General features: G+C 65.4%; 25 protein-coding genes and 1 pseudogene. 11 read left to right on the top strand and 15 right to left on the bottom strand.

What is annotated here, in order from left to right:
- The first annotated feature begins 371 nt into the window (after positions 1-371).
- Together CBI38_RS38510 and CBI38_RS23185 are read left to right on the top strand one after the other, a co-directional pair.
- Entirely contained in the window at positions 372-515 is a 144-nt protein-coding gene (locus CBI38_RS38510; protein WP_201453670.1) for a hypothetical protein, read from the top strand.
- 149 nt (positions 516-664) lie between these two features.
- Positions 665-1,504, top strand: coding sequence for an SDR family oxidoreductase (locus tag CBI38_RS23185; protein ID WP_109332569.1), 840 nt, complete (start codon positions 665-667; stop codon positions 1,502-1,504).
- Between the two features lie 3 nt (positions 1,505-1,507).
- Here the strand turns inward: CBI38_RS23185 and CBI38_RS23180 are convergent, their stop codons facing one another.
- The 7 genes and pseudogenes from CBI38_RS23180 to CBI38_RS23155 form a co-directional block, all read right to left on the bottom strand.
- Positions 1,508-3,541 (bottom strand): ABC transporter ATP-binding protein, encoded by a 2,034-nt coding sequence (locus CBI38_RS23180; protein ID WP_109332568.1) that lies wholly within the window; start codon positions 3,539-3,541, stop codon positions 1,508-1,510.
- An 80-nt stretch (positions 3,542-3,621) separates the two neighbouring features.
- Positions 3,622-3,819 (bottom strand): hypothetical protein, encoded by a 198-nt coding sequence (locus tag CBI38_RS38505; RefSeq protein ID WP_204164806.1) that lies wholly within the window; start codon positions 3,817-3,819, stop codon positions 3,622-3,624.
- Between the two features lie 148 nt (positions 3,820-3,967).
- Positions 3,968-4,039 (bottom strand): annotated as a pseudogene (locus CBI38_RS40330) (hypothetical protein); the annotation flags it as partial.
- A 71-nt stretch (positions 4,040-4,110) separates the two neighbouring features.
- Complete coding sequence (locus CBI38_RS23170; RefSeq protein ID WP_109332559.1) at positions 4,111-4,515, bottom strand: YciI family protein; 405 nt, start codon at positions 4,513-4,515, stop codon at positions 4,111-4,113.
- Positions 4,516-4,618: 103 nt separating this feature from the next.
- Complete coding sequence (locus CBI38_RS23165; RefSeq protein ID WP_109332558.1) at positions 4,619-6,052, bottom strand: HAD-IB family hydrolase; 1,434 nt, start codon at positions 6,050-6,052, stop codon at positions 4,619-4,621.
- Positions 6,053-8,308 carry a glycerol-3-phosphate 1-O-acyltransferase gene (locus CBI38_RS23160; protein WP_109332557.1) on the bottom strand — a complete coding sequence of 752 codons (2,256 nt, stop codon included), beginning with the start codon at positions 8,306-8,308 and terminating at the stop codon, positions 6,053-6,055.
- A gap of 17 nt (positions 8,309-8,325) precedes the next feature.
- The gene (locus tag CBI38_RS23155) at positions 8,326-9,780 is read right to left on the bottom strand and encodes a wax ester/triacylglycerol synthase domain-containing protein (RefSeq protein ID WP_109332534.1); all 1,455 of its coding nucleotides are present in this window, start codon (positions 9,778-9,780) and stop codon (positions 8,326-8,328) included.
- Positions 9,781-9,954: 174 nt separating this feature from the next.
- On the opposite strand from CBI38_RS23155, the gene CBI38_RS23150 reads away from it, so the two are divergent.
- A complete protein-coding gene (locus CBI38_RS23150) occupies positions 9,955-10,449 on the top strand; it encodes a DUF2505 domain-containing protein (protein ID WP_109332533.1) in 495 nt (164 codons plus the stop codon).
- An 8-nt stretch (positions 10,450-10,457) separates the two neighbouring features.
- Here the strand turns inward: CBI38_RS23150 and soxR are convergent, their stop codons facing one another.
- The gene (soxR, locus tag CBI38_RS23145) at positions 10,458-10,928 is read right to left on the bottom strand and encodes a redox-sensitive transcriptional activator SoxR (RefSeq protein WP_109332532.1); all 471 of its coding nucleotides are present in this window, start codon (positions 10,926-10,928) and stop codon (positions 10,458-10,460) included.
- Between the two features lie 42 nt (positions 10,929-10,970).
- Positions 10,971-11,492 (bottom strand): heme-binding beta-barrel domain-containing protein, encoded by a 522-nt coding sequence (locus tag CBI38_RS23140; protein WP_109332531.1) that lies wholly within the window; start codon positions 11,490-11,492, stop codon positions 10,971-10,973.
- A gap of 105 nt (positions 11,493-11,597) precedes the next feature.
- Between CBI38_RS23140 and arcA the strand changes: the two genes are divergently transcribed.
- Positions 11,598-12,815 (top strand): arginine deiminase, encoded by a 1,218-nt coding sequence (gene arcA, locus CBI38_RS23135; RefSeq protein ID WP_109332530.1) that lies wholly within the window; start codon positions 11,598-11,600, stop codon positions 12,813-12,815.
- Positions 12,816-12,881: 66 nt separating this feature from the next.
- Here the strand turns inward: arcA and arsC are convergent, their stop codons facing one another.
- A complete protein-coding gene (gene arsC / locus CBI38_RS23130) occupies positions 12,882-13,229 on the bottom strand; it encodes an arsenate reductase (glutaredoxin) (RefSeq protein WP_397504813.1) in 348 nt (115 codons plus the stop codon).
- 125 nt (positions 13,230-13,354) lie between these two features.
- Here arsC and CBI38_RS23125 point away from each other — a divergent pair, with 125 nt between their 5' ends.
- The 4 genes from CBI38_RS23125 (at position 13,355) to CBI38_RS23110 (ending at position 16,730) form a co-directional block, all read left to right on the top strand.
- Positions 13,355-14,038: an NAD(P)H-binding protein gene (locus CBI38_RS23125; protein ID WP_109332528.1), complete on the top strand. Its 684-nt coding sequence runs from the start codon at positions 13,355-13,357 to the stop codon at positions 14,036-14,038.
- A gap of 78 nt (positions 14,039-14,116) precedes the next feature.
- Complete coding sequence (locus CBI38_RS23120; RefSeq protein ID WP_109332527.1) at positions 14,117-14,491, top strand: GntR family transcriptional regulator; 375 nt, start codon at positions 14,117-14,119, stop codon at positions 14,489-14,491.
- A 48-nt stretch (positions 14,492-14,539) separates the two neighbouring features.
- Positions 14,540-14,971 (top strand): DoxX family protein, encoded by a 432-nt coding sequence (locus CBI38_RS23115; RefSeq protein WP_109332526.1) that lies wholly within the window; start codon positions 14,540-14,542, stop codon positions 14,969-14,971.
- An 85-nt stretch (positions 14,972-15,056) separates the two neighbouring features.
- The gene (locus CBI38_RS23110; protein WP_109332525.1) at positions 15,057-16,730 is read left to right on the top strand and encodes a BCCT family transporter; all 1,674 of its coding nucleotides are present in this window, start codon (positions 15,057-15,059) and stop codon (positions 16,728-16,730) included.
- Here CBI38_RS23110 and CBI38_RS23105 read toward each other — a convergent pair.
- Positions 16,713-18,296 carry a dolichyl-phosphate-mannose--protein mannosyltransferase gene (locus CBI38_RS23105; protein ID WP_204164804.1) on the bottom strand — a complete coding sequence of 528 codons (1,584 nt, stop codon included), beginning with the start codon at positions 18,294-18,296 and terminating at the stop codon, positions 16,713-16,715. The genes CBI38_RS23110 and CBI38_RS23105 overlap by 18 nt on opposite strands.
- On the opposite strand from CBI38_RS23105, the gene rsmI reads away from it, so the two are divergent.
- Entirely contained in the window at positions 18,295-19,125 is an 831-nt protein-coding gene (gene rsmI, locus CBI38_RS23100; protein WP_109332517.1) for a 16S rRNA (cytidine(1402)-2'-O)-methyltransferase, read from the top strand. The two genes, CBI38_RS23105 and rsmI, sit on opposite strands and share 2 nt — an antisense overlap.
- A 19-nt stretch (positions 19,126-19,144) precedes the next feature.
- On the opposite strand, the gene CBI38_RS23095 is transcribed toward rsmI, so the two are convergent.
- Both CBI38_RS23095 and metG read right to left on the bottom strand, forming a co-directional pair.
- Positions 19,145-20,350: a DUF2786 domain-containing protein gene (locus CBI38_RS23095; RefSeq protein ID WP_230989930.1), complete on the bottom strand. Its 1,206-nt coding sequence runs from the start codon at positions 20,348-20,350 to the stop codon at positions 19,145-19,147.
- Between the two features lie 121 nt (positions 20,351-20,471).
- Positions 20,472-22,031 carry a methionine--tRNA ligase gene (metG, locus tag CBI38_RS23090; protein ID WP_109332515.1) on the bottom strand — a complete coding sequence of 520 codons (1,560 nt, stop codon included), beginning with the start codon at positions 22,029-22,031 and terminating at the stop codon, positions 20,472-20,474.
- 123 nt (positions 22,032-22,154) lie between these two features.
- Between metG and CBI38_RS23085 the strand changes: the two genes are divergently transcribed.
- Both CBI38_RS23085 and CBI38_RS23080 read left to right on the top strand, forming a co-directional pair.
- Positions 22,155-22,997, top strand: a complete 843-nt coding sequence (locus tag CBI38_RS23085; protein WP_109332514.1) for a TatD family hydrolase — start codon at positions 22,155-22,157, stop codon at positions 22,995-22,997.
- A 135-nt stretch (positions 22,998-23,132) separates the two neighbouring features.
- Entirely contained in the window at positions 23,133-23,573 is a 441-nt protein-coding gene (locus CBI38_RS23080) for a DoxX family protein (RefSeq protein WP_109335287.1), read from the top strand.
- A 51-nt stretch (positions 23,574-23,624) separates the two neighbouring features.
- Here the strand turns inward: CBI38_RS23080 and CBI38_RS23075 are convergent, their stop codons facing one another.
- A complete protein-coding gene (locus tag CBI38_RS23075; protein WP_109332513.1) occupies positions 23,625-24,389 on the bottom strand; it encodes an amino acid ABC transporter ATP-binding protein in 765 nt (254 codons plus the stop codon).
- Entirely contained in the window at positions 24,386-25,879 is a 1,494-nt protein-coding gene (locus CBI38_RS23070; RefSeq protein ID WP_418328281.1) for an amino acid ABC transporter substrate-binding protein/permease, read from the bottom strand. Before CBI38_RS23070 ends, CBI38_RS23075 begins: the two co-directional genes overlap by 4 nt.
- Positions 25,880-25,889: the final 10 nt, after the last annotated feature.

The raw sequence follows: 25,889 nt of genomic DNA, 5'->3' as shown, positions 1-25,889 counted from the left end.
GGCCGCAAATGCTGATTGCTCATTCAATCACTGGGAGTTTGCTGACGGCCTCGAGTTGCCGGCACGCGGCAGTGCGGGGGGCCTGTACTTGCAGTTCAGGGCCATTGTGTTGCGTTGTGCATTGCAACTACGGCAGGTCGCTCGGCCGCGACGGCGCCGTGAACACTACTGCGAACGGGGAGTATCTGCACCGCCCGACCGCCGCGCAGCCGCGCCAGAAGCCTTCCGGCGTGACCTCCGCAGGACGGCCGATCATGCGGTCTGACTGGTGCGCTCGTCGGCAACGGCTCTACCTCGGTGTCTTCGGTGACCGCCCGCGATGCCTGGCCAAACCGGGAGTCGTCGGGAATGATTGTGATATGGAACACAGAATGAGTGACGCCGAGCTTCGGAAGGCGATTCGAGTTCTGCGCGAGCGCGCCGACGATGCCCGGCACAGAGGACGGGAAGAAGACGCCAACGGAATCGAACGGACGATCCGGACATATCAGGAAGAAATGGCGCAGCGGTTGTGAAGTGGGCCGGCTCGGGGAGAGCCGGCTCAGCTCTGTCGCCACGCTGCCGAGGACCCGGGTGCTCCCGCCTCGGGGGCGTGCGCGCAAACGTTGTGCGTGCGTAGACTTCCAGCCGACACGGATCGGTGAGGACGGGGGCTCGCACGACAATGGCGATCACGACGCTGGACGGCAAGAAGTGCCTGATCACAGGTGCAGGTAGCGGGATCGGGCACGCTACGGCGTTGGCGGCCGCCGCGGAAGGCGCCGAACTCTTTCTCACCGACATCAATGAAGTCGGCTTGGCTCACACGGTGGAGCAGGTTGGCAATCAGGGCGGAACCGTGAGCTTCTCACGAGCGCTCGACGTGTCCGATTACGACGCGGTGACGGCGTTCGCAGCAGATATTCACGATCAATTCGGCAGCCTCGACGTCGTGATGAACGTCGCCGGTATCTCCGCGTGGGGCACGGTCGAAAACCTCGAGCACCGCCACTGGAAGTCGATGATCGACGTCAACCTGATGGGGCCGATCCACATCATCGAAAGCTTCGTCCCTCCGATGGTGCGGGCGGGGCGCGGTGGACACCTTGTCAACGTGTCGTCTGCTGCGGGACTGCTGGCGCTGCCCTGGCATGCCGCTTACAGCGCAAGCAAATTCGGGCTCCGCGGGGTGTCCGAGGTTCTGCGATTCGACCTGAAGCGGCACGGTATCGGCGTCAGTCTCGTGGTTCCGGGTGCCGTGAAGACTCCGCTGGTGGGCACTGTCGAGATCGCTGGAGTGGATCGGAACGACCCGCGGATCGAGAAGGCGATCCACCGATTCGAGAAGCGAGCGGTCAGCCCGGAGAAGGTAGCGTCCTGCATCCTCACAGGAATCAAGAAGAACCGCTATCTGGTGTACACCTCGCCCGACATCCGGTTCGGATACTGGTGGGCCCGTAAGTTCTCGCCGCCGTACGACTTCGTGATGCAGAAGGCCAACGACCAGTTCAGCAAGTTCCTGTAGCGACTAGTTCTCGCGACTGCGGCTCGGTGCCAGCACTGTGCCGTCCGTGAATCGAATGCCGTCGGTGCAGCGACACTCCACCTGGCCGCCGCCGAACTGTTCGGCATGCAGTCTCGCGTAGAGGCCTTGACGGGCAAGGAGTTCGGCGTGGGTGCCGCGTTCCACCAGGCGACCCTCGTCGATCACGAAAATGACGTCGGCATGCTGAATCGTGGAGAGCCGGTGCGCGATCGCCAGTGTGGTCCGCCCGCGCATCACCTCGGCGAGTGCTCGCTGGACGAGCCGCTCGGACACGGTGTCGAGTGCCGAGGTGGCTTCGTCGAGAATGAGAACGCGCGGGTTCTTCAGCAGCACTCGTGCGATGGCAAGACGCTGCTTCTCGCCGCCGGAGAGCCGGAAGCCACGTTCGCCGACGAGCGTGTCGTAACCGTTGTCGAAAGCGAGAATGCGGTGGTGGATGTTGGCGGCGGTGGCCGCATCGTGCAGTTCGGCGTCGGTGGCGTCGGGCTTGGCATATCGCAGGTTGTCTGCGATGGAGGCGTGGAACAGATACGGGTCCTGGGTGACCATCCCGACCGCGTCGGCAAGTGAACTCATGGTCAGGTCGCGTACGTCGTATCCGTCGACGAGGACGGCGCCGCGGTCCACTTCGTACAGCCGCGGTACCAGGTAGCAGAGGGTCGTTTTACCCGCGCCCGATGGTCCGACGAAGGCGGCGAGTTGACCCGGCTCGATCTCGAAAGAGGTGCCCGCCACCGCCCAGCGTCGAGGGCGGCGTGGCTCGATCACCTCCTCGTCGGCCACTACGGGGGTGCGGGTGGTCGGGGCCGAGAAGCCGCGCATCCCGCCGCCGACTCCGCCGCGTCCGAGGCTTCGCAGAGCCACGGGGTCCGGGTCGGCGGTGGCCAGGCGCACCGGAGTGGGGTAGGCGAAGGAGACGTCGTCGAGTTCCACCTTGCCCGGGGAGTCGGCGGGTAGCGCGACGGCGTCGGGACGATCGACGATCGCCGGCTGCAGATCGAGATACTCGAAGATGCGGCGGAACAACGCCATCGACGTCTGGACGTCGAGCGTGACCCGCATCAGTGACACAAGCGGCTGCAGCAGTCTGGCCTGCAGGGTCGAGAACGCGACGAGGGTCCCTGCCGAAATGGCCGGGCCGTACCCACCGCTGATCAGATAGCCGGCGAGCAGATACACGAGGGCCGGGGTGATGGCCATGAAGGCACCCACCACAGCGAAGAATCCCTGGCCTGCCATGGCCTGACGTACTTGGAGCTCGGTCTGCCGGGCGTTCTCCGCGCGGTAGCGCGCGAGTTCGGCCTGCGACTGGTTGAAGACCTTGGTCAGGAGAACACCGGAGACGCTCAGTGCTTCTTCGGTGATGGCGGTCATGTCCGACAGCGACTCCTGGGTTTTTCGGGCCAGCGCCCGCCGCCGGGCGCCGACGCGGCGCTGGAGGTAGACGAATCCGGGTAGCAGTGCCACGGCGAGAAGCGTCAACTGCCAGGACAACAACACCATCGCGATGAGGGACGCTGCGACGGTGACCGCGTTGGACAGGATGCTCGATGCCGTGGAGGTGAGCACGGAGCGGACCCCGCCGACGTCGTTGGCCAGTCGCGATTGGATCGACCCGGTCTTGGTGGAGGTGAAGAAGGCCAGTTCCATCTTTTCGAGGTGCGCGAAGAGCCGCTCGCGCAGATCGGCCATCGACAGGTTGCCGACCTTGGTGGTGAGGTAGCTCTGGCCGACGCTGATGAGCGAGCTCACCAATGTCACCCCGATCATCGCGAGAACAAGCCACATCAGCAGCGTGAGATGGACGCCGCTGCCGTCGGTGGGAAACAGTGCGCGGTCGAAGACTGCCCTGGTGAGGAACGGTGGAACGACGCCGAGGAGTGACGACACGACGATCGCCGCGCCGACCAGGACCAGCCAACCCCGATAGGGCCGCAGCAGCGCCCAGATCCGGGGCAGCAGCGAAGACTCGGAGTCGGAGATCTCAGGGGAGGACATCGGCGGGGCGGAGCGCATTCGTCCATCGTGCCCACCTGTCGCGATTCTGGCGAGGCGATTCGGGTGGGCTGTGCGCGAGGGCTGTATGCAGTGCTCTCTCAGCCCGATTCAGCGACACCGAGCCGGGCCACCTGCGCGGCAAGGTACTGGTGCTCGGGGACGTTGGTGGTGCGGCGCGCCGCCGCACGGTAGTGCGCCGCCGCCGATCGAGTGTCCCCGACCATGTCGAGGAGATGCGCGCCGACGGCATCGAGCCGGTAGTGCCCACGGAGTGGGCCGTCGAGCTCTTCGAGCATCGCCAGTTCCGGTGGCCGGACCGTGCACCATGGCCGCAGCGACGGCGCGGTTCAATCGCACGTACTGGCCCACCGCCCCTCCGGCCACGGCGTCCATCACCACCCGCTGGCCTTCGGCGATCAAGTCGCTGTTCCAGAGGGTGCGATCCTGTTCGGTGAGCGGGATCAGCTCACCCTCCGGACCGGTGCGTGCCGGGCGGCGGGCATCGGTGAGAAGCATCAGCGCCAGCAGACCACCCACCTCTCCGTCGTCGGGCAGTATCGCGTAAAGGCGCGGGTGAGCCGGATCGCCTAGAAGTCGGTGTCCGGCGCGCCCATCACCTGACGAACCTCGATCGGCTGCTGGATGGGGACACCGTTCGGTCCGGGTGAGGCCGAGGCCTTCGCGGCGATCTCGAGTGCGCGGGTTTCGGACTCCACATCGATCAAGCGATATCCCGCAAGCAGTTCCTTGGTTTCGGGGAACGGGCCGTCCGTCACCACAGGAACGCTTCTGCCGTCGAATGTGACACGCTTCGCGGCGTCGGGCCCGGCGAGGCCCTGCGCGTCGACCAATTCACCGTTGGCGGCGAGTTCGGCATTGAGGTCGTGCTGGAATTGGATATGGGCCTTGATGTCGGCCGGATCCCAATCACTCATCGGCACCGTGCACCCGGGCCCGCCCTCGTAGTTCTGCAGCAGCATGAACTTCGGCATTGTTTTCTCCTCATCTCGTGGCGCCCATTGTGACGCCTTTCGCGAAGAGGACGGAGCACATTCCGGTTTCTCTACATCCAGCCGAATATTTCTGAAAATCTTGTCAGCGGTGCCCGCCGTGCAGGCACTCGTCGAACAGGGAGCGGACTTCCTCGACGTGTTTGTCCAGGTCGGAGGTATCCCACCCGTCTGTGGGGACGGGTTCGAGCACATCGACGTAGACGGTTCCGGCGTGCGCGACCAGCGAGTTACGCCACATCAGCTCTCCGGCGTTGTGGATGACGATCGGCACGATCGGCACCCCAGCCGAGATCGCGAGATGGAACCCACCCTTCTTGAACTTGCCGAGACGAGGAGTGGGGGTGCGCGTGCCTTCGGGGGCGATGGCGATGGAGATGCCCGAGTGCAGCTTCTCCACCGCCGGTTGCAGCGCGGCCCTGGCCTTCGCGCTGTCCGACCGATCGATGTACGCGACGTCGAGCAGTGCACCGACGGGAAGGAAACGGGGGTCGCGTGCGGCTTCCTTCTTGGCGACACCGGTCACGTCGTGACGGATGACGCTGCCGACCACCAGCATGTCGAGTGAACTCTGGTGATTGAACATGAACACCGCCGGTCGTGCGGCTTCGGCGTTCTCCTTGCCACTCACCCGCAGCCCGATACCACAGATTGCCAGGGCGATATCGGGGCCGAAGCTACCGACCAGGTTGGCGGCGGTCTGGCGGTTCCTCGTTACCAGACCGGCCGAGACACCGAACGCGGCGGCGCCCATCAGCGCGCCGATTGCCGTGGTGGTGCGCGCAATCGACACCGGGTCGTTGCCGCTCTGCGGTGGCCGCAGATTCACCGAAGGCCACCCGTTCTGCCGGGCGGTGGCCGCCAGCTTCCGATCCGGATTCAGGGCCACCGGATGACCCACCGACGTCAGCATCGGAAGGTCCTCGGCACCGTTGGAATACGCGAAGCTGCTCTTCAGGTCTGCGCCGTGCTGTTCCGCGTACGTGCGCACGGCCTCAGCTTTCGCCGGACCCCACAGCGGAGGGGACGCCAGCTGACCGGTGAGCATGCCGTCGAGGACTTCGGGGCGAGTACACAGGACGTCCTCGATGGCGAGGTCCTCGGCCACCGACTGCGCCTGGTAGGGAGTAGCCGATGTGGCCATCACCACCTGGTGTCCCGCGTGCCGGTGCGCGGCGAGTAGCCCGCGGACCTCCGAGTAGATCATCCGGGCAATCTCCTGCCGGAAGAGGCGCTGCCCCCATTCCTGCATTTCGTCCTCCATGCGCCCGGCCAGACTCTGCACGCCGATACGCATCAGGCCGCTCACATCGGCGCCCCGAAATCGGGTCTCCATGGCGGCCCCGGTGGTGCGCAACAGTTCTGCGACACTGATGTCGAAGCGCCGCAGACGATCCCGGTAGACCACACTGGCCGAATACCCGCTGATGAGAGTCCCGTCCAGGTCGAAGGCGGCAAGCGTTCCGGGTCCTGGCGGGGCGGCGGCGATCGCATCGTGGAGGCTGCGCAGATCAGTCATCTACTCACCCACCACCTGGTCGAGGGTGTCGTGAGCAAGGGTCCGGATGCGCAGGACCCGGTCGACCTGGGTGCGGATCTCGGCGTCGAACTCGATTCGCCGAGCCTCGAGATTCTCCGCACCTGGTTCGACGAGGCCCCGGTTGCGCGCCAATTTCAGTGCAGTCGTGAAGAGTTCGGCAGAGATCGACTCCCGGCTTCCGATCTGCTGGCGTAACCGGCGCTGCTCGGCCAGCGAAAGGCACTCGGTGATGAATGCTTTCTCGTCGAACTTTTCGTCGGTAGGCGTGCGTAACAGCTGATCGGACACCACCGCGTAGGCCTCGAGGAAGGGTTGCAGGACGCGGTGGGCCAAGTGGATCTGCGCTGTCGACAGCAGCTTCTCGGCATGCGCGGGGTCACGCATGTTCTCCCGCCACAGGGGGTCGATGATCTCGAGTTCGGTCCGGAGTTGGTCGCGGAAGGCGTCCTTGTCGCTGAAGAAGAACTCGAACTTCAGCAGGTCACGGATGCGCAGCGCCTCCTCCCACCCGTCCTCGAGCGGGTTTCCGAACGGCTGGTCCGCCGCGGCGCGCAGAACCATTTCCGCGATGGCTCTCATCACCAGGAAGTGAATGGTGTTGTTGCGGTAGAACGCTGCGACGAGGTGCTGGTCCCGCCCGAGGTAGAACACACGCTCGCTGCCCCGGTCGAAACTGCGCAGCACACCGGAGTCGAGGTGGGTGCGCAGCGCCGTGCGAATGACCTCGGGGTTGGTGAGGTCGACATCGCCTGCCGTCGGTAGTCGCCGGACGGTGATGTAGTCGACGAGCGGTCCGAGGATGGCGCGTAGTTCAGGAACGGTGAGCGCACGGTCCTCGATACCCAGGAATGCGAGCATCACCAGCGACGTGGCCGTCACCGGTGTCACTTCGTTGATGCGGTGCGACACCTCGAACGCCGTCTTCTGCACGGCCAGGCGCAGGTCGTCCTCGTGGCCGAGATACTCCGCCAGCGACATCGGTCGGCCGAAATTGACATGGGCCACCCCGTGCCGCTGCCCCTGGGCGCGCACATATCCGACGAGCCAGCGGAGTCCTTCCTTCGTCTTGGCCTCACCGTGGGCCTCGGCCGCCATCGCACCGACCTCGTACAGCTGGTCATAGGTGAGGGAGACCGGAATGAGGTAGACATCGGACATCCCACTGGACTGGAATGCCTTCGCCAAGTAGGTGAGGAGCCCGAAGCGGGGCGGCCGCAACTTTCCGGTACGGCTGCGCCCGCCCTCGATGTACCACTCGAGGTTGAACCGCTTGGTGAGCAGGTAGCGCATGTATTCGCGCAGCGACCACTTGTAAATTTCGTCGTCGTCGAACTTGCGTCGAATGAAGACGGTGCCACTGCGCTTGCTGATCGGCCCGATCGGCCAGAAGCTGACGTTCAATCCCCCCATCACGTGATTGAGCGGGAGGTCGTTCGCGAGGAGAGCGGGACGCAGCACCAGAGGATCGAGATAGGAGCGATGGCTGGGCAGGAATACCAGAGAGTATTCCTTGTTCAGCTCGCGGAGTTCGTCGAGACGCGAGGTGTCGACGTCGAGGCGGTATGCACGCGAGAAGTAGCGGCCCAGTTGATCCCACAACGCGATCGCGCGTCGGCTCTGGGCGGCAACCATCTCGTCGAGGGCGCCCCGAGCGCGACGTTCGACTTCCGAGGCGGGGAGGTCCAGGCGCGCAGCCAGCTCGTGGATGACGGTGTGGAACCGGCTGGTGTCGGTCATCTCGTCGACCACGAACCGCGACACCTTGTATTGCGTTCCCAGCAAGGAGCGTTCGGCACGCTCGAGGGTCAGTGCGGCCTGGCGGCGTACGAAGTCGGGGAGCGATCCGCCACCCTTCTCGGCGAGCCGGCGGCGGAGATCGCTCAAGGGGGCCGGGGCGCCTTCGATCACCTCGCAGCGGCCGGGTTCCCGGCGCAGGATCTTGCGCTGCATGCTCGGGCCGGGATGAAGGGGATCACGCAGAAGCGACTCCCGCACCCGCTGCAGGCCCTCGGGCTGGTCGGTCCTGGGCCGCCACACCACCCGGAGCGGGACCAGAAGGGGATCGTCCTCGCGTCGGCACACGTCGGCGAGTTCGTCACCCGAGACGCGGACGGCCTGCGGCGGACGCCCGTCGCTTCCGTCCTGTCGGTCCAGCCACGCGCGCAGGGTCGTCTCCTCGATGTCGCTCATCGACTCGATGAGGTAGACGCGTGGCCGTGTCGTCTGCTCGTCCATTCGTGTGGTCCTTTCGTTCATCCACGGCCGAGTTCGACGATGTCGTCGAGGCTCTCCTGTAGGCACATCATGAAACGGGCCGGTTCGGTCACCGCGGCGGTGTCGAGATTGACGCCGATGCAGCACGTGCCGACGTGCGAGACCAGTGTGGCCATGACGGCACAACCCGGTGCGGGACCGAAGGGGAACATCCTCTCTATCCGGGCCCCTGCGAGGTAGACCGGCACCGGTACACCGGCGACGTTGCTGGCCTGCAGGTCGAGACCGCTCGACTGGGAGAGATACCAATTCGCGAGCACCACCGTCGGCATCCGAACCAGAATCGGCGCCGCAGAGTCGAGGAGGCCGAGCGCCGGCTCCTGCCGTAAACCGAGGACGATCGCGCGTACCTTCTTGATCCGCTCGATCGGGTCGACCTCACCGACGGGTCCCGCAAAGCGTGCTGCGGCGAATCGATTCCCTCCGGTCGGATCCGACGCCGCCCGCAGGCTGACCGGCATGCCGACCGGGATCGTGTCGATGTCGTGGCCGAAGGACTCGTGGTAGCGCCGGAATCCACCCAGCAGGGCAGCGATATAGGCGTCGTTGAGTGATCCTTCCGCTCGGTGCGCAGCCGACCTCAGCTCGTCGACGCCTACCTCGAGCACGCCGAACCAGCGGCCGAGGCCCCGGTCTCGCAACAACGGTGAGCCGGTGGCCGGGGGAGGAGTGACCACCCGGCGGATCGAATTGGCGTAACCGACGACGTCGGTGACCGCCCCGATCGGGTTCGTGACGGCGGTGATCGCCGTGCGAGTGGCGCCGCGTACCAGGCCACCGAGTCGACCCGGCGCCCGGCGAACGTTCCCGAGCGTCTGCTCGAAGAACGCACCGCCGCCCGACATCCGCTCCGGCAGAGGTGGCGGGCGGTCCGGCTTGTCCGGTGACGGCTCGGGACGTCTGCTGTGCAGCAGCGTCATCAACTGGATACCGCCGAGACCGTCCGTGATGCTGTGATGCGTCTTCACCACGTAGATGGCGCGACCGTCGTCGAGGCCCTCGATCAGCATGGCGCTCCACGGCGGCCGGGCTCGATCGAAGGGTTCGGTGGCCATCCGCCGGCAGATCCGCAGGGCGTGGTCGAACGTCGCGGGTTCGGGTAGTCGCACCCGGGTGAGGTGATAGTCGAGGTCGAATTCCGGGTCGACCGACCACATCGGGTTACCCAGCCGCAGCGTGGGCTCGACCACGCGCATCCGGATCCGGGGCACCATGTGTGAGGCCCACTCGTGCGCGCGCACCAACCGGTCCCAGTCCGGCGGTCCGTCGAGTACATCGACCGCGACGATCGGCGAACGCAGCTTCGGTTGTACCTCCTCCATCCGCCACATCCCGGTCTCGAAGTCGGACATTGTACGGTCCGCTCCCCAGGCGATGTCGGAGAAATCGACGTCGACGGCACTCGGTGGTATCAGCGGTTCGCCATCGGCCATGCCCACCCTCATTCGGTTGATCGAGTTGCCTCAACTGGTGCTTTTCCAGTGTGGACCCGACGCGTAGTTCACACCCCTGATTCGACGGATTGGCCCGGACTCGGCTCGGTGATGGGGCGCGGGCGACGCCTTCACACCCCTGCTCGACGAGTGCGCTTGTCGTAGGCTGCCGTCATGGCGAAACGCTTCGAATATTCGGAAGACATCGGGTACCCCGTGGACCGCGTCCACGCGACGCTGACCGACCCGGTGTTCTGGCGGCACCGGTTCGAAGAGGCACCAGAGAAGCTGACCCTGGACGAGAGCGGCGGGCCCGGAACCCTGACGGCGACGATGCGCGACAGCATCAGTGCCTCTTCGCTTCCCGGGCTGGTCCGCAAAGTGGTCTCGGGCGAGCTGAGGGTCGAACGCGCCGACGAATGGGGACCTCTCGACGGGAACCGGGCCGACGGACGGATTCGCGGCAGTTCCACCGGCATTCCGGTCCGCATCGAGTGTGCCTCGGTGCTCCGTGCGTCGGGAGAAGGCTCGGTGTTGGAGCTCATCGGGTCGGTCGAGGTGAAGATCCCCCTGGTCGGTGGTCAGATCGAATCACTCATCAAAAAGCTCGTCCGCGACATGGTGGGTCAAGACCGCGATGCCATCGAGAAGTGGCTCGGCGACAGCTGACCACGTCCCTAGGGGCAGGTGTTCAGCTCGACGTCGAGCGTCCGCGCCCCGGGCCCTGCAGTACCGAGTCGATCGTGACTGTTGACGATCGCGCAACTGCCCAGCGAGAGGCATCCGCACCCGATGCACCCCGTCAGGTTGTCGCGTAGGCGGACCAGTTGCTCGATTCGCTGATCCAGGTCCGCATGCCACCGCGTCGACAACCTCTCCCAATCCTTGCGGGTCGGCGTCCGGCCCTCCGGCAGAGTGGCAAGGGCGTCCCGGATCTCGGCGAGGGGTATTCCCACCCGCTGGGCGATGCGAATGAACGCGACCCGCCGGAGCGTGTCCCGACGGTACCGCCGCTGGTTGCCGCTGGTGCGGCGACTACTGATGAGGCCTTCACGCTCGTAGAAGTGCAGAGCGGACACCGCCACACCGCTGCGCTCCGACAGCTGGCCGGGTGTGAGCTCCTTGGCTTTCCATTCGGGCATCTCCACATCGGGCACCTTTCACCAGGAATACCCGAACAATACTCGAGGTCAGTCGAGGCGGAGGTGACCGTGCAGGTGGTGGGTGAGCGGAGTGGGACCGTGCGCCATCCACAGGTCGTACGTGAGGTCGCCACCGCGCACCGACAGTTTCCTCCGCACACTGTGCACCGGCTTCGCATCCGGAGAGGCGCACAGCGACAACATCGACAACTCGATGGTGCCCTCCCGAATCTGGCCCCGATGAATCTCGACGAAACCGGTGGGCTGGGCAAGGAGAAGTTCTGCCTCGTCCTCGGCGACGAGCCGCAGGAAACCGGACTCGGAGTGCAACGGACGCCCGTCGTCGGCTGCCCACGTCCGGGACCGATACGCGAGGAACGGCTTACCGCTCGCCGTGAACTCGATCTCCTCGGTGTAGCCGAAGTCGTCGATCGTGGGATAGGCACCTTCGCCGGCTCCCACCCACCGTCCCGCGAACGGGGCCAAGGCAGGTGGCACAGCCGGTCCGGCAGCGGTCGCCGAAACCGGTGGACCGGCCGTCGCAGTCGATCGCCTCGACTCTTCCTCCATGAGTTACCTCCGCCGTCTCACGCTACTCGCTCCGGCACGCTGTGACGTGTTCGGCGGCGGAGTGTTTGACGTGCCTACGGGGCCCTGCCGCATTACCGTCTAGGCATGAACGCGTCCGGTTCTGCGCCGTTGGGAGCCAACTCCGAAGTGGGGCAGCTTCGTGCCGTCCTTCTACACCGGCCCGGCGACGAACTGAAGCGGCTCACGCCCCGCAACAACGACCAACTGCTCTTCGACGGGCTGCCCTGGGTCGACCGCGCGCAGGAGGAACACGATGCGTTCGCCGACGTGCTGCGCAGCCGGGGTGTCGAGGTACTGCTGTTGTCCGCACTGCTCACGGAGACCCTCGCCGCCAGTGGTGCGGCGCGCATGCAAGGGATCGGTGCTGCGGTGGATCCCCGCAAACTCGGGCATACGCTCGCCCAGGAACTGGCCACCCACCTGCGCGGTGTGCCGGCCCAGGACCTGTCCACCATTCTCACCGCGGGCATGACCTTCGACGAACTACCGGTCGCGGCGAGCAGTGCGTCGCTGGTCCGGCGCATGCATCACGGCGGCGACTTCGTCATCGACCCGCTGCCCAATCTGCTGTTCACCCGGGATTCGTCGGTCTGGATCGGCCCGCGGGTGGCCATCACCTCGCTGGCCTTACCGGCGCGTGTGCGGGAAACGTCGCTCACCGACATCATCTACGCGCACCACCCGCGGTTCCGTGGCGCCCGGCGCGCCTACGAATCACACACCGCCCCCGTCGAAGGCGGCGACGTCCTGCTGCTCGCGCCCGGTGTCGTCGCCGTGGGGGTCGGGGAGCGCACCACCCCGGCCGGTGCGGAGGCACTGGCGCGCAGCGTATTCGAGGACGAGCTCGCCCATACGGTACTGGTGGTGCCGATTGCGCAGTCGAGGGCGTCGATGCATCTCGACACCGTCTGCACCATGGTGGACCACGACGCGGTCGTGATGTACCCCGTCATCCAGGACACGTTGTCGGCGTTCACCATTCACCGCGAGGACAAGGGTGTGTCCATCCGGGGGGCCGACCCCTTCCTGTTCGCTGCCGCCGACGCCATGGGCATCGGGAAGTTGCGGGTCATCGATACCGGACTCGACAACGTCACCGCAGAACGCGAACAGTGGGACGACGGAAACAACACCCTCGCGCTCGCCCCCGGCGTCGTCGTCGCCTACGAGCGCAACGCCGAGACCAACGCCCGCCTCGAAGCATCGGGCATCGAGGTGCTGCGGATCGCCGGCTCCGAACTGGGGTCGGGCCGCGGCGGGCCGCGCTGTATGTCCTGTCCCGTGTCCCGCGACCCGCTGTAGGCCCTCCGGGCCCGTGAGTGGTTAACGAGTCTCCGCACTCGCTAACCACTCACGGGCGCGCAGCGCCTACAGGATCTCGGTGACCTTCGTGGCCGGGCGAGCCAGGACAGTGCCCTTGTCCGTCACGACGATCGGACGCTCGATGAGGATGGGGTGCTCGATCATGGCATCGAGCAGTTCGTCCTCCGACGCCTGAGCCAGCGACAACTCCTTGTAGATCGCTTCCTTCTTCCGGATCGCCTCGCTCGGCTTCAGCCCGGCGTCGTCGAGCAGCTTGCGCAAACCGTCCCGTGTGGGCGGCGTCTCGAGGTACTTCACCACGGTGGGTTCGATGCCGGCGTCCCGGATCAGTCCCAGGACGGTGCGGGAGGTGTTGCAGCGTTGGTTGTGGTAGATCGTCGCGGTGTTCGCCATGCAGAACATTCTGCACCCGGGAACAAATGAGCCGGTACCGTGCGCTGCACTGTGCGTCAATAAACACTGTGCGTCAGTGGAACAGTCGCATACGTGGATCAGTCGACGACAGAGGGAGATCGACCATGGCCGAGCACTCGAACAGCACACCCCGCCGCATCGTCATCGCGGGTGGGCACGGGAAGATCGCCCGCCACCTGACCAAGCTGCTGACCGCGCGAGGAGACCGTGCGGTGGCCCTGATCCGCAATCCGGATCACGAACACGCCGTGGCAGCACTGGGCGCCGAGCCGGTGGTCATCGACCTCGAGAACTCGACCGTCGACGACGTCGCGAAGGTGCTGCTCGGCGCAGACGCCGCAGTGTTCGCGGCCGGCGCCGGCCCGGGCAGCGGAGCGGAACGCAAGGACACCGTCGACCGCGGCGCCGCGGTGCTGCTCGCCGAAGCCGCCGAGAAGGCCGGGGTGCGTCGGTTCGTTCAGGTCAGCTCGTTCGGTGCCGGTGAGCCGATTCCGGAGGGCACCGACGACGTGTTCGCCGCCTACCTCGCCGCCAAGACCTCGGCCGAAGAAGATCTACGGGCGCGCACCTACCTGGACTGGACGATTCTGCGGCCCGGTGGGTTGACCGACGACGAACCGACGGGGCACGTCACCCTCGCCGCCCCACCGCTCGAACGTGGCACCGTGCCGCGTGCCGATGTCGCGGCCGTGGTCGTGGCGCTTCTCGACGATCCGAGTACGGCGAGGAAGACCCTCATGCTGACGTCCGGGCCGACCCCGGTCGAGGACGCTGTCGCGGCGCTGTGACCGGTGGCGTTCGCCGCCAGCCATTGCGGCGCCGTGCCCTCCCCACTACGGTCTGATACAACGCCTGGAACAACGGAGGTGGCGGCGACCGTGCACATCGACATCGATCCGGATTCGTCGACCGCCCCGTTCGACCAGTTGCGGCTACAGATCATCGAGCAGGTGCGCACCGGTCGGCTGATCGCCGGCACGAAGATCCCGACGGTCCGCGCCCTGGCCGTCGAGGTAGGGCTGGCCCCCAATACCGTCGCGAAGGCGTACCGCGAACTCGGTGAGCAGGGTGTGATCGAAAGCCGGGGCAAGCAGGGCACCTTCATCGCAGGCGGTGGCGACCCCATCCGTGTCGGTGCCGAGAAGGCGGCCACCCGATATGTGCAGGAACTGCGCAAGCTGGGCGTCTCCGACGACGAAATCCTCGACTTCGTGCAGTCGGCCCTCCGCGGCGCCGGTTGAGCTGCGCTTCATCCAGAAGAAGCGATTCCAGAAAGGGGAACATTCGGTATGGCCTCCGCACTGTTCCGTGACCTCGCGATCCTGATCGCACGCATCGGTCTGGGCGTCGTTTTCGTCGCGCACGGCTGGCAGAAGTTCTTCGAATTCGGGGTGAACGCGACGCAGGAGTCGTTCGCCGACATGGGAGTACCACTTCCCGACATCTCGGCGATAGCGGCAGCGACGATCGAACTTGCGGGCGGATTCGCGCTCATCGTGGGATTGGCCACACCGGTGGCCGGATTTCTTCTGTTCCTCGACATGCTCGGTGCGCTGATCCTCGTGCACGCCGACAAGGGTGTCTTCGTTTCGGAGGGCGGTTACGAACTCGTGGTGGCATTAGGTGCGGGCTCGCTGCTTCTCGCCGTCATCGGCGCCGGGCGCCTCGGTATCGACGGCCTGATCGGACGGGGTTCGGGATGGGGCAAAGCCGCGGTGTGACTGCACGCGCACGCCGGCTCTCGTTCAGGGGTCGGCGCGCATCCCAGCTTGCATTTACTTCCGCCAGTGACCAACGTAGTTGTTCATGGCGATGAATACTGATCTGCCGGATCACCCATCCGAGTCTCCGAATGTGCTTGCGTCCGGTGGGCTGAAGCGGATCGGTGTTCGCACCGACTACGTCGTGTTTTCCGTCGCTGCCGCGGCGGTGGCGCTGATCGTCGTGTGGGGCCTCGCGGCCCCCGACAATCTCGATTCGAGCACCGGCAAGGCCCTTTCGTGGTTGGTCACCGATCTCGGATGGCTGTTCGTTCTGTCGGCGTCCGGCTTCGTGCTCTTCTCGTTATGGCTCGCATTCAGCCGGTTCGGCCACATTCCGCTCGGCAAGGACGGCGAGAAGTCGGAGTTTCGGACGGTCAGCTGGATCGCGATGATGTTCAGCGCGGGCATGGGTATCGGGCTGATGTTCTTCGGTGTCGCCGAGCCGCTCGCGCACTATGTCACGCCGCCCCCCGGCAGCGACGGTGGAATCGGAACCGCGATGGCTACCACCATGTTTCATTGGAGCCTGCACCCCTGGGCGATGTACGCCGTGGTCGGCCTGTCGATCGCGTACGGTTCGTACCGGAAGGGTCGCAAGCAGCTGTTCAGCTCGGCGTTCATACCTCTGCTCGGTCGGCGCGCGGAAGGTCCGATCGGCAAGTTCATCGATGTGCTCGCCATCTTCGCGACACTGTTCGGTACCGCTGCCTCGCTGGGTCTGGGGGCCCTCCAGATCGGCTCTGGTTTTCAGGTCGTCGGGTGGATGTCGGAGGTCAGCACCTTCCTGCTCGTCGCGATCGTCGCACTGCTGACATTGGCGTTCGTCGCCTCCGCGGTGTCGGGTGTCGCGAAGGGCATCCAGTGGCTGTCCAACACCAACATGGTGCTCGCCGTCGTGCTGGCGCTGTTCGTGTTCGTGGTGGGTCCGACGGTCCTGATCCTGAACCTGCTGCCGACGACGATCGGTGCCTACGCTGCCGAACTGGCGCAGATGTCGGCGCGAACCGGGGCGTCCTCCGATCCCGCGACCGGTGAGTGGTTGTCGTCGTGGACCATCTTCTACTGGGCGTGGTGGATTTCGTGGACCCCGTTCGTCGGGATGTTCCTGGCACGCATCAGCCGCGGCCGGACCATTCGCCAGTTCGTTTTCGGAGTCATTCTGGTTCCGAGTGCGGTCAGCCTCGTCTGGTTCGCCATCTTCGGCGGCGCGGGTATCGGTGAGCAGCGCGACGGTATCGACCTCGCCGGGCAGGACACCCAGGAAGGGCAGCTGTTCGGGTTGCTCGACCACCTGCCGCTCACCGGCATCACCACCGTTCTGGTGATGGTGCTCGTCGCCATCTTCTTCGTGTCCGGCGCGGATGCCGCATCGATGGTGATGGGTACCCTCTCGCAGCGCGGCTCGCTCGATCCGCAGCGCTGGGTGGTCGTTTTCTGGGGTTCGCTGACCGGTGGGGTGGCTGCCCTGATCCTGTGGACCGGTGGTGATACCGCCCTCGACGGACTGCAGACGATGACGATCATCGCGGCCGCACCGTTCGTGATCGTGATGATCGGTCTGTGCGTGTCGCTGTACAAGGATCTGTCGCGCGACCCGATCGTGGTCGACGCCAGGGAGATGCGGCGGGAACTCCGGAAAGCGGTGGCGAAGCGACGCCGCTCGCCCAGTTCCGTGAAGAACCGGCGCGGGGGTTCCGGTTCAGCGCCAGCTGGGTAGCCAGAGCTGGTTTTGCCACATCTCGGGTGTGATCGGCAAACCGGTGAGGATGGGCCACAGCCAGATGAAGTTGGCCACCACCAGTCCCACGTAGAGGCAGACGGCGAGCAGACCGGTGCCGCGACGTTCGTAGGACGACGTGGCCCTGCCGAGGATGTCGCCGAGGACGAGGGCGATACCCATCACCATGAACGGCGCAAGGGCGACTGCGTAGAAGTAGTACATCTGGCGGTCGAGGGTGGTGAGCCACGGGAGGAAGGCGGCGCCGTAGCCGGTGAGCACGGTGGCATATCGCCAGTCCTTGCGGACCACTGCTTGCCACATCGCCCAGGCGAGCATCGGCACCGCCAGCCACCACATCGCGGGCGTGCCGACGAGCATGACCGCCTTGATGCAACTGGACGCGCTGCATCCGGACACGTGGTCGCCCTCGGCGAAGTAGTAGAGCATCGGGCGAAGACCCATCGGCCACGTCCATGGTTTCGACTCCCACGGGTGATGGTTGCCCGCGGAGTTGGTGAGACCTTCGTGGAATTGGAGGACGTTGCCGCTGTAGTACCACAGCGACCGCAGCGCGGACGGGAGGAACGACCAGGTTCCACCGGTGCCGATCTCGTTGCCCACGGCGTGCCGATCGACCCCGGTCTCGCTCGCGAACCATGCCCAGTAGCTGCCGAGATAAACGAACAGCGGGACGACGACGAGCGCATACAGTGCGGGGCCGACGTCGCGGAGGGCGGCGCCGAACCATGGCCGCTGCACTCCGTAGGTCCGTCGGGCCGCCACATCGAACGACACGCTGAGCAACCCGAAGAAGACGATGAAGTAGATGCCCGACCACTTCGTTCCGCACGCCAGGCCCAACATGATTCCGGCACCGAAACGCCACCACCGGACACCCAGACGCGGCCCCCACTCGCTGTCGCCGATCCGCCCTTCGTCGTACACGCGGGCCATTCGCTCGCGAACCTGGTCGCGGTCCACGACCAGACAACCGAGGGCGGCGACGGCGAACAGGGCCAGGAAGATGTCGAGCATGCCGAGGCGAGAGGACACGAAGGTGACACCGTCCGCGACGAGCAGGATGCCCGCGAGACCGCCGAGGAGTGTGGACCGGCTCAACCGCCTGACGATGCGAATGACGAGCAGAACCAGGATCGTGCCCGCCACCGCCGACGCGAACCGCCACCCCCAGCCGTTGTAGCCGAAGATCGCCTCGCCCATCGCGATCAGTTGTTTCCCGATCGGGGGATGCACCACCAGGCCGTACCCGGGGTTGTCTTCTATCCAGCCGCCGGTGAGAACCTGCCAGCCCTGTGGCGCGTAATGCTTCTCGTCGAACACGGGTGTGCCCGCGTCCGTCGGGTATCCCAGCATGGTGAACCGGGTGATCGCCGCGATCGCTGTGACGAACAGGGTCACCACCCAGCCGCGGGCACGGTCCACGGGACCGAAGCTGGGGGAGGGGTGAGGGGTGCCGGGCTGACCACCGACGAGCGTCGTGCGGAGGGCGTCGGTCGCTCGTCCGTCAACATCGTCACGCGGCAATCGTAGGCTGTGGGTCATGACTGGTCGCCTCGTGCTCGCCGCAACGCCGATGGGGGACGTGGGTGACGCCTCGCCCCGGCTGCGTACGGCGCTGGAAACCGCCGACGTCGTCGCCGCCGAGGACACCCGTCGCACCAAGGCTCTGGCTTCGGCGCTCGACGTGACCATCACGGGAAAAGTGGTCAGTTTCTACGACCAGGTGGAGATGGCACGACTGCCTGCGCTCGTCGCCGATGTTGCAGAAGGTAAGACGGTGCTCCTCGTGACCGACGCGGGGATGCCCTCGGTGAGTGACCCCGGGTACCGGCTGGTGTCGGCGTGTGTCGCCGAGGACCTGGCCGTGACCTGCCTGCCGGGACCGTCGGCGGTGACGACGGCACTGGCCCTCTCCGGGCTCCCGGTCGAGCGCTTCTGTTTCGACGGCTTCCCGCCCCGCAAACAGGGCCAGCGCAAGACGTGGTTGCGGGAGTTGGTGAACGAGCCACGGGCGTGCGTGTTCTTCGAGGCACCCCACCGGCTTGCCGACTGTCTCGCCGATGCCGTCGAGGTTCTCGGCGGTACCCGGCGAGCTGCCGTCTGCCGCGAACTGACCAAGACTTACGAGGAGGTACGCCGCGGCACCCTCTCGGAACTCGCCGAATGGGCGGCCGAGGGGGTGCGCGGCGAGATCACGGTGGTGGTGGAAGGGGCCACCATCGTGGCCTCCGATCCCGCCGACCTCGTCGACGAGGTGGAACGACTGGTTGCCGACGGCACCCGACTGAAGGACGCCTGCGCGTTGGTTGCGACCCCGGGCGTGTCGAAACGCGAGTTGTACGAAACCGTCCTGGCTTCGCGTAAGGAGTAGGGCCACCGGCACGGTGGCACTACCGCCGAAGTGCCCGCTCGCCGGGTGCGAGGGTGGCATCGTCGGCGGCCGCCTGCCCGGCGTACCAACCGTGCGCGTCCACCGCCCTTCCGCGGGCTTTGCGAGTACGCGGAAACAGGCGGTCGAACTCCGCGTCGACAGCTTCGGATTTCGTGGCGAGAATCGGCAGGAGATCGTCGACCGGGATCGAGGCTTCGTCCGCGGCGTCGACTGTCGCTCTGCTGTCGGCGTCGCGTAACCGCTGACCGATCCGACTCGCGAACCCCGCGAGGAAACCTTTACGAAACGACGTGGTGCGGGACCCGCTTCGACTCTGCGCATCAGCGAATTGCATTGCCCGCGTAGCCTGCACCAGCAGGGAAGTGAAGAGCATGTCGACCTGCTGCAGGTCGAGTGGTGTTCCCACCACCGTGGCGATGGCCAGCGAACTGAACCACACCGTCCGCACCCGGTTGGAGTCACCGATCTCGGTGAGCAGGTGCACCTTCTCCTTGACGTACGGATTTTCGAGATGGATCCGGCGACTGTGGACAGCGGTGTTTCCCGAGCCGTTCTGGGTGTGGAGGAGGGCGGCATTGATGGCGTAGCGGGTCATCAACTCCTGGGCCTTCGCAGTGAAAATTTCGGCTTCCTCGGCGAAGTCGGTGGCCTCTGCCTTGGCGAGAAGTCCCCGAATCCTGTTGAGTACCTTGGCGTCGGCCTCGGTGTTCCCGCTCGCTACCGGCCTGGTGACCTCGACCCGGACGCGGGGCCAGGTGGACGGCGGGGGAGTGAGGACGGTCCACCCGGGCAGATCGGTCCAGGCCAAGGAGAGGTCGGTCAACTGGTAGACCGAGTGGTAAGGGTCCTCGAAGAGCAACCCCGCAGCCAGCGCGCGCACGCCCGCGTCGTCGGACATGTCGTCCATCGCATCACCGACTCGATCCGAAATGCGCTGCGCCAGATCCGAAGCCGCGGGGTACTGCTCGGCGATGGAACGGAGTTGGTCGAGCCAGTCGTGGGGCGCCCGATCGTGGGCGCGGGTCCGCTCCGCCTCGTGCAGGACGAGTGCTGCCGCGAGCGGCGCGTCGGCCGGCTCCTTCGATCTCCGCGCCAGATGGAGGACGTCGGCAGGTTGCCAGCCGCGCTCGTACGCGGCCGACAACTCTCCCAGAAGGGTGTGGACGGCGGCCGCCGCCGGCGGGCTCACTTCGTCGTCGAACACGCGCGCTCCCCTTCCGGATCCACTACTGCCGAATCCGCCGTGTAGAGATCGAATGTATGTTCTATTCGCCGTCATGGGGGAGAGTGTGCATGCAGGGTCCGACAACTCGGCCCTGCACGGCTCACTCGTCCACGTAACGAGGGAAAACGCCCGACGGTGCGGGCAGTGGCGTGCCCGCAACGATGCGGGTGGCGAGGTCGGTGAACTGGCGGGCCTCCGCTTTCTGGCCCAGGAGGTCCAAAATCTTCTCCGCCGCATTCGGCATCACCGGTTGCACCAGAATTCCGACGATGCGGACCACCTCGAGCGTCACGTACAGCACGGTGGCCATCCGCTCGGGGTCCGTCTTGCGCAGGACCCACGGTTCCTGCTTCGAGAAGTACCGGTTGGTCTCACCGAGAACCGACCAGATCGCCTCCAGCGCGAGATGCAACGCCTGGACGTCGAATTCGGCACGGCACTTGGCCAGCAGGGCGTCCGCCGAGGCGAGCATCGCGGAATCCTCGTCGGTCAGCTCACCCGGCACCGGAACCTGGGCGTCACAGTTCTTCGCCACCATCGACAGCGAGCGCTGCGCCAGGTTGCCCAGCTCGTTGGCCAGGTCGGCGTTGATGCGCGTGACGATGGCCTCGTGGCTGTAGCTGCCGTCCTGTCCGTACGAGATCTCCCGCAGCAGGAAGAAGCGGACGGCGTCGAGTCCGTACTGCTCGACCATGGCGACCGGGTCGACGACGTTGCCGACCGACTTCGACATCTTCTCGCCCTTGTTGTAGAGGAACCCGTGCACGAAGACCCGCTTCGGCAACTCGATTCCCGCCGACATGAGGAATGCCGGCCAGTACACGGTGTGGAACCGGGTGATGTCCTTGCCGATGATGTGGAGATTCGCGGGCCAGAACTTGCCGAACTGCTCCGACTCCGTGTCGGGATAGCCCGCACCGGTGAGGTAGTTGGTGAGGGCGTCCACCCACACGTACATGACGTGCTCGGGGTGGCCGGGAACCGGGACACCCCAGTCGAAGGTGGTGCGTGAGATCGACAGGTCCTTCAGGCCGCCCTTGACGAAGCTGACGATCTCGTTGCGACGTGTCGCCGGCGCGATGAAGTCCGGGTTCTCCTCGTACAACCGCAGCAGCTTGTCCTGGTACTCGGACAGCTTGAAGAAGTAGGTCGACTCCTCCGTCCATTCGACCGGCGTCCCGGTCTCGGTGGACAACCGCGAGCCGTCCTCCTGAAGTGTCGTCTCGGCCTCGGTGTAGAAGGCCTCGTCGCGCACCGAGTACCAGCCCGAGTAGGTGTCGAGGTAGATGTCACCTCGCTCGAGCATCTTCTGCCAGATCGCCTTGCTGGCTTCTTCGTGATCGGTGTCCGTGGTCCGGATGAACCGGTCGTACGAGATGTTCAAGGTCTTGTCGAGAGCCTCGAACACGTCGGAGTTCCTGGCGGCGAGCTCGCGGACGTCGATACCTTCTTTGATCGCCGTCTGCTGCATCTTCAGGCCGTGCTCGTCGGTTCCGGTCAGGAAGAAGACGTCGAACCCGTCGAGGCGCTTGAACCGTGCCAGCGCGTCCGAGGAGATGTACTCGTACGCGTGACCGATGTGCGGGACGCCGTTGGGGTACGCGATCGCCGTCGTCAGATAGAAAGGTGGCCGCGAAGCGGTGGAGTCAGCAGCATTCATGGTGCGACCACTCTATCTGCGCCCCGCGGTTCCGCGACGCGCAGATTGGTGTAAACGCCGCTTCGACCGGCCGCGAGACCGGGGTGTTGGCGTTCACGCGGTGTCGCCGTCGACAATGTGCGCATGAGCAAAGACCGTCCCGCACCCGAAGCGCCCCAGCCACTGTTTCCGCTCGTCGACGCTCACACTCATCTCGACGCGTGCGGAGCCTCGGACGCGGCGAGTGTCCGGAAGATCGTGGACCGGGCCGCCGCTGTCGGTGTGGAGCGAGTGGTCACCGTGGCCGACGACCTCGATGCCGCACGGTTCGCCGTCGATGCGGCCAACTGGGATGCGCGGGTGTATGCGGCCGTCGCCATTCATCCGACGAGGGCAAACGTCCTCGACGATGGCACGAAGGCCGAGATCGAGCGATTGGCCGGCGATCCGCGGGTGGTGGCGGTCGGGGAGACGGGCTTCGACTTCTACTGGCCCGGGAAGCTCGACGGCTGCGCCACCGTGCCGGAGCAGGAAGAAGGTTTCCGATGGCACATCGACCTGGCGAAACGGCTCGGAAAAACTCTGATGATCCACAACAGGGACGCAGATCAGGCGCTGCTGGACGTGCTGCGCGAGGAGGGGGCGCCCGACACTGTGGTCTTCCATTGCTTCTCGTCGGATGCGGCCATGGCGCGTAAGTGCATCGACGCGGGGTACGTACTCAGTTTCTCGGGCACCGTCAGCTTCAAGAACGCGAAGGCGTTGCGAGAGGCGGCTCCCCTCGTACCCGCCGACCAGCTCATCGTGGAGACGGACGCCCCGTTCCTCACACCGCACCCGTTCCGGGGCGCGCCCAACGAGCCGTATTGCCTGCCCTACACGGTGCGTGCTTTGGCAGAGGTTCGCGGTGAGGAGCCGGAAGCGCTGGCACGGGCGTCGACGGTCACCGCGGAGCGGGTCTACGGCCTCCGGCCCGTGAGTGGTTGACGAGTCTCTGGACTCGTTAACCACTCACAGGGCCGAAGGCCCTATGTTGAAGTTTCAACTAGGACATTCTAGGCTGATGGCCGTCACGTAACGGTCGTCCCGATCCGCGGGGACGCCTCGATGAAAGGCACGGTCATGAACAACCCCGCAGTTCGCAATCTCGGAATTCTCATCGCCCGGGTGGGCATCGGAATCATCTTCCTCGCTCATGGCTGGCAGAAGGCGTTCACCAACGGGCTGGACAAGCAGACGGCCGGATTCGAGAGCATGGGTGTCCCACTCCCCGGTATCTCGGCGTTCGTGGTCACCTGGCTCGAGATCATCGGCGGTCTCGCACTGATCGTCGGCGCGGCGGTGCCGATCTTCGGCATCCTGCTGTTCCTCGACATGGTGGGCGCGTTCTTCATCGCGCACATCGACAAGGGCATTTTCGCCAGTGAGGGCGGATACGAACTGGTCCTCGCCCTCGGCGTCAGCTCTCTGCTTCTTGCAGTAATCGGGTCCGGCGCGTACGGCGTCGACGGACTCCTCGGTGCCAAGCTGCCCTGGGCGGCGAAGGACACCGCGCGCGTCTGACCTCGCTGAAAGTGGCAGAGGACGCCTCGGGCGTCCTCTGCCACTTTCGTGTCAGAGGACCTTGTTCAAGAAGTCCTGGGTACGGGCCTCACGGGGACTCCCGAAGATCTGCTCGGGTGTGCCCTCCTCCACCACGTAACCGTCCGCCATGAAGATCACCCGATCCGCGACCTCCCGGGCGAAGCCCATCTCGTGTGTCACCACCACCATGGTCATGCCACCCTTCGCGAGGTCGCGCAGCACCTGCAGCACCTCCCCGACCATCTCCGGGTCGAGGGCGCTGGTGGCCTCGTCGAACAGCATGATGTCCGGGTTCATGGCGAGAGCGCGCGCAATCGCGACCCGCTGTTTCTGCCCGCCGGACAGGCTCGCGGGCTTGGCGTCCGCCTTCTCGGCGAGCCCCACCTGATCGAGCAGGCGGACCGCCGTTGCCCGTGCTTCCTCCTTGGTGGCCCGCTTTGTCTGGACGGGTCCCAGCATCACGTTCTCGATTGCCGTCATGTGCGGAAATAAATTGAAGTGCTGGAACACCATGCCGATGTGCTGACGCACCCGGTCGATGTCGATCTTCTTGTCGCTCACGTCGAAGTTGTCGACGACGACGCTGCCGCCGGTGATGTCCTCGAGCCGATTGAGGCAGCGCAGGAAGGTGCTCTTGCCGGAGCCGGACGGGCCGATCACGCAGACCACTTCGCCGCTCTGGATCTCGACGTCGATGCCTTTGAGTACCTCGTTGTCACCGAACGACTTCTTCAGACCGCGCACGCGAATCTTCGGCTCAGTGGTGGCCGTCGGGGTCGGGTTCGATTCGGTCATCGATTGATCCTCTTCTCGAGGCGGTTCGACAGCTTGGTCAACGCCATGATGATGATGAAGTACATGACGCCGATGATCAGCCACATGTTGAAGGACTGGTAGTTGCGGGCGATGATGATGCGCCCGGTCTGCGTGAGCTCGGCCAGCCCGATCACGGACAGGATCGACGTATCTTTCAGGGTGATCACGAACTGATTGATGTACGACGGGATCATGGTGCGCACGGCCTGCGGCATCACCACCTTCTGCATCGACTTCAGATAACTGATTCCGAGGCTTCGCGACGCTTCCATCTGGCCCTTGTCGACCGACAGGATGCCGCCGCGCACGATCTCCGCCATGTAGGCGCCCGCGTTGAGACTCAGGGTGATGATGCCGGCGGTGAACGCCGACATCTGGAAGTCGAGTGCGGCCGGAATGCCGAAGTAGATGAAGAAGGCCTGCACCAGCAACGGCGTTCCGCGGAAGACGTCGACGTAGGTGGTGCCGATTCCGCGCAGCACGATGTTGGTCGACACCCGGAACAGGCCGAAGATCGCGCCCAGCACGAGAGCGATCGCGATCGAGACCACGGTGAGGACGATCGTGAGCCACAGTCCCTCGAGCAACAGCGGGTAGGTGCTCTTGATCAATCCGAGAATGGAATTGTCGTCTGTGCTCGCATCGGTGTCGAGGTACCGGGCGAGGATCTCGTCGTACTGGCCGCTGGCCTTCAGGTTGGCGAGCCCGGCGTTGAACTGCTGCAGCAGCTGCGCGTTCTGGTCCTTGGCCACGGCGAAGCCGTAACTTGCGCCCGGAACCTTGTCGGTGACGGTCTTGAATCCATTGCCCTGCTTGATGCCGTAGGCCAGTACGGGGTAGTCCTCGAACACGGCGGCCGAGTTACCGGTGCGCACCTCGTCGAACATGCTCGACGAGTCGGCGAAGTACTTGGTGGTGAAGCCGTACTGATTCTTGATGGACTCCGCGTAGGTGGCACCCTCGGTGCCGTTCTTGACTGCGACCGACTTGCCGCGCAGATCCTCGTACGAGGCGATCGAGTCGTCGTCCTCGAGCACGCCCATCTGGACGCCCGACTCGAAGTACGGGTCGGAGAAGTCGAACGTGGCCTTGCGGGCGTCGGTGATCGACATCCCGGCGATCATTCCGTTGGCCTGCCCGCCCGTGACCGCCTGTAGTGCGGCGTCGAATCCGACCGCGTTGACGGTGTAGTCGAATCCCTGGTCTTCGGCGATGGCCGCGAGCAGATCCATGTCGATGCCGACGAGCTTGCCGGACTCGTCCTGGAACTCGAACGGCGCGAACGTGATATCGGTGGCGATGATGTAGTTGTTGCCCGGGGCGGGCTGTTGCGCGCCGTTCGGATCGGGCTGTTGCGCGCCCGCGAGGCCTGGCGCGACGAGTGTGACGAGCAGCGTCAGCGCGGCGATCACCGCGGGCACTCTCGGACGTCTGGCGTGTCTCAGAAGTCGATCGGATCTGCTGTGCACGGAACCCCAG

This window comes from Rhodococcus oxybenzonivorans, from assembly GCF_003130705.1.
Taxonomy (GTDB): domain Bacteria; phylum Actinomycetota; class Actinomycetes; order Mycobacteriales; family Mycobacteriaceae; genus Rhodococcus_F; species Rhodococcus_F oxybenzonivorans.
This window is presented reverse-complemented; position numbering and strand designations above follow the sequence as displayed.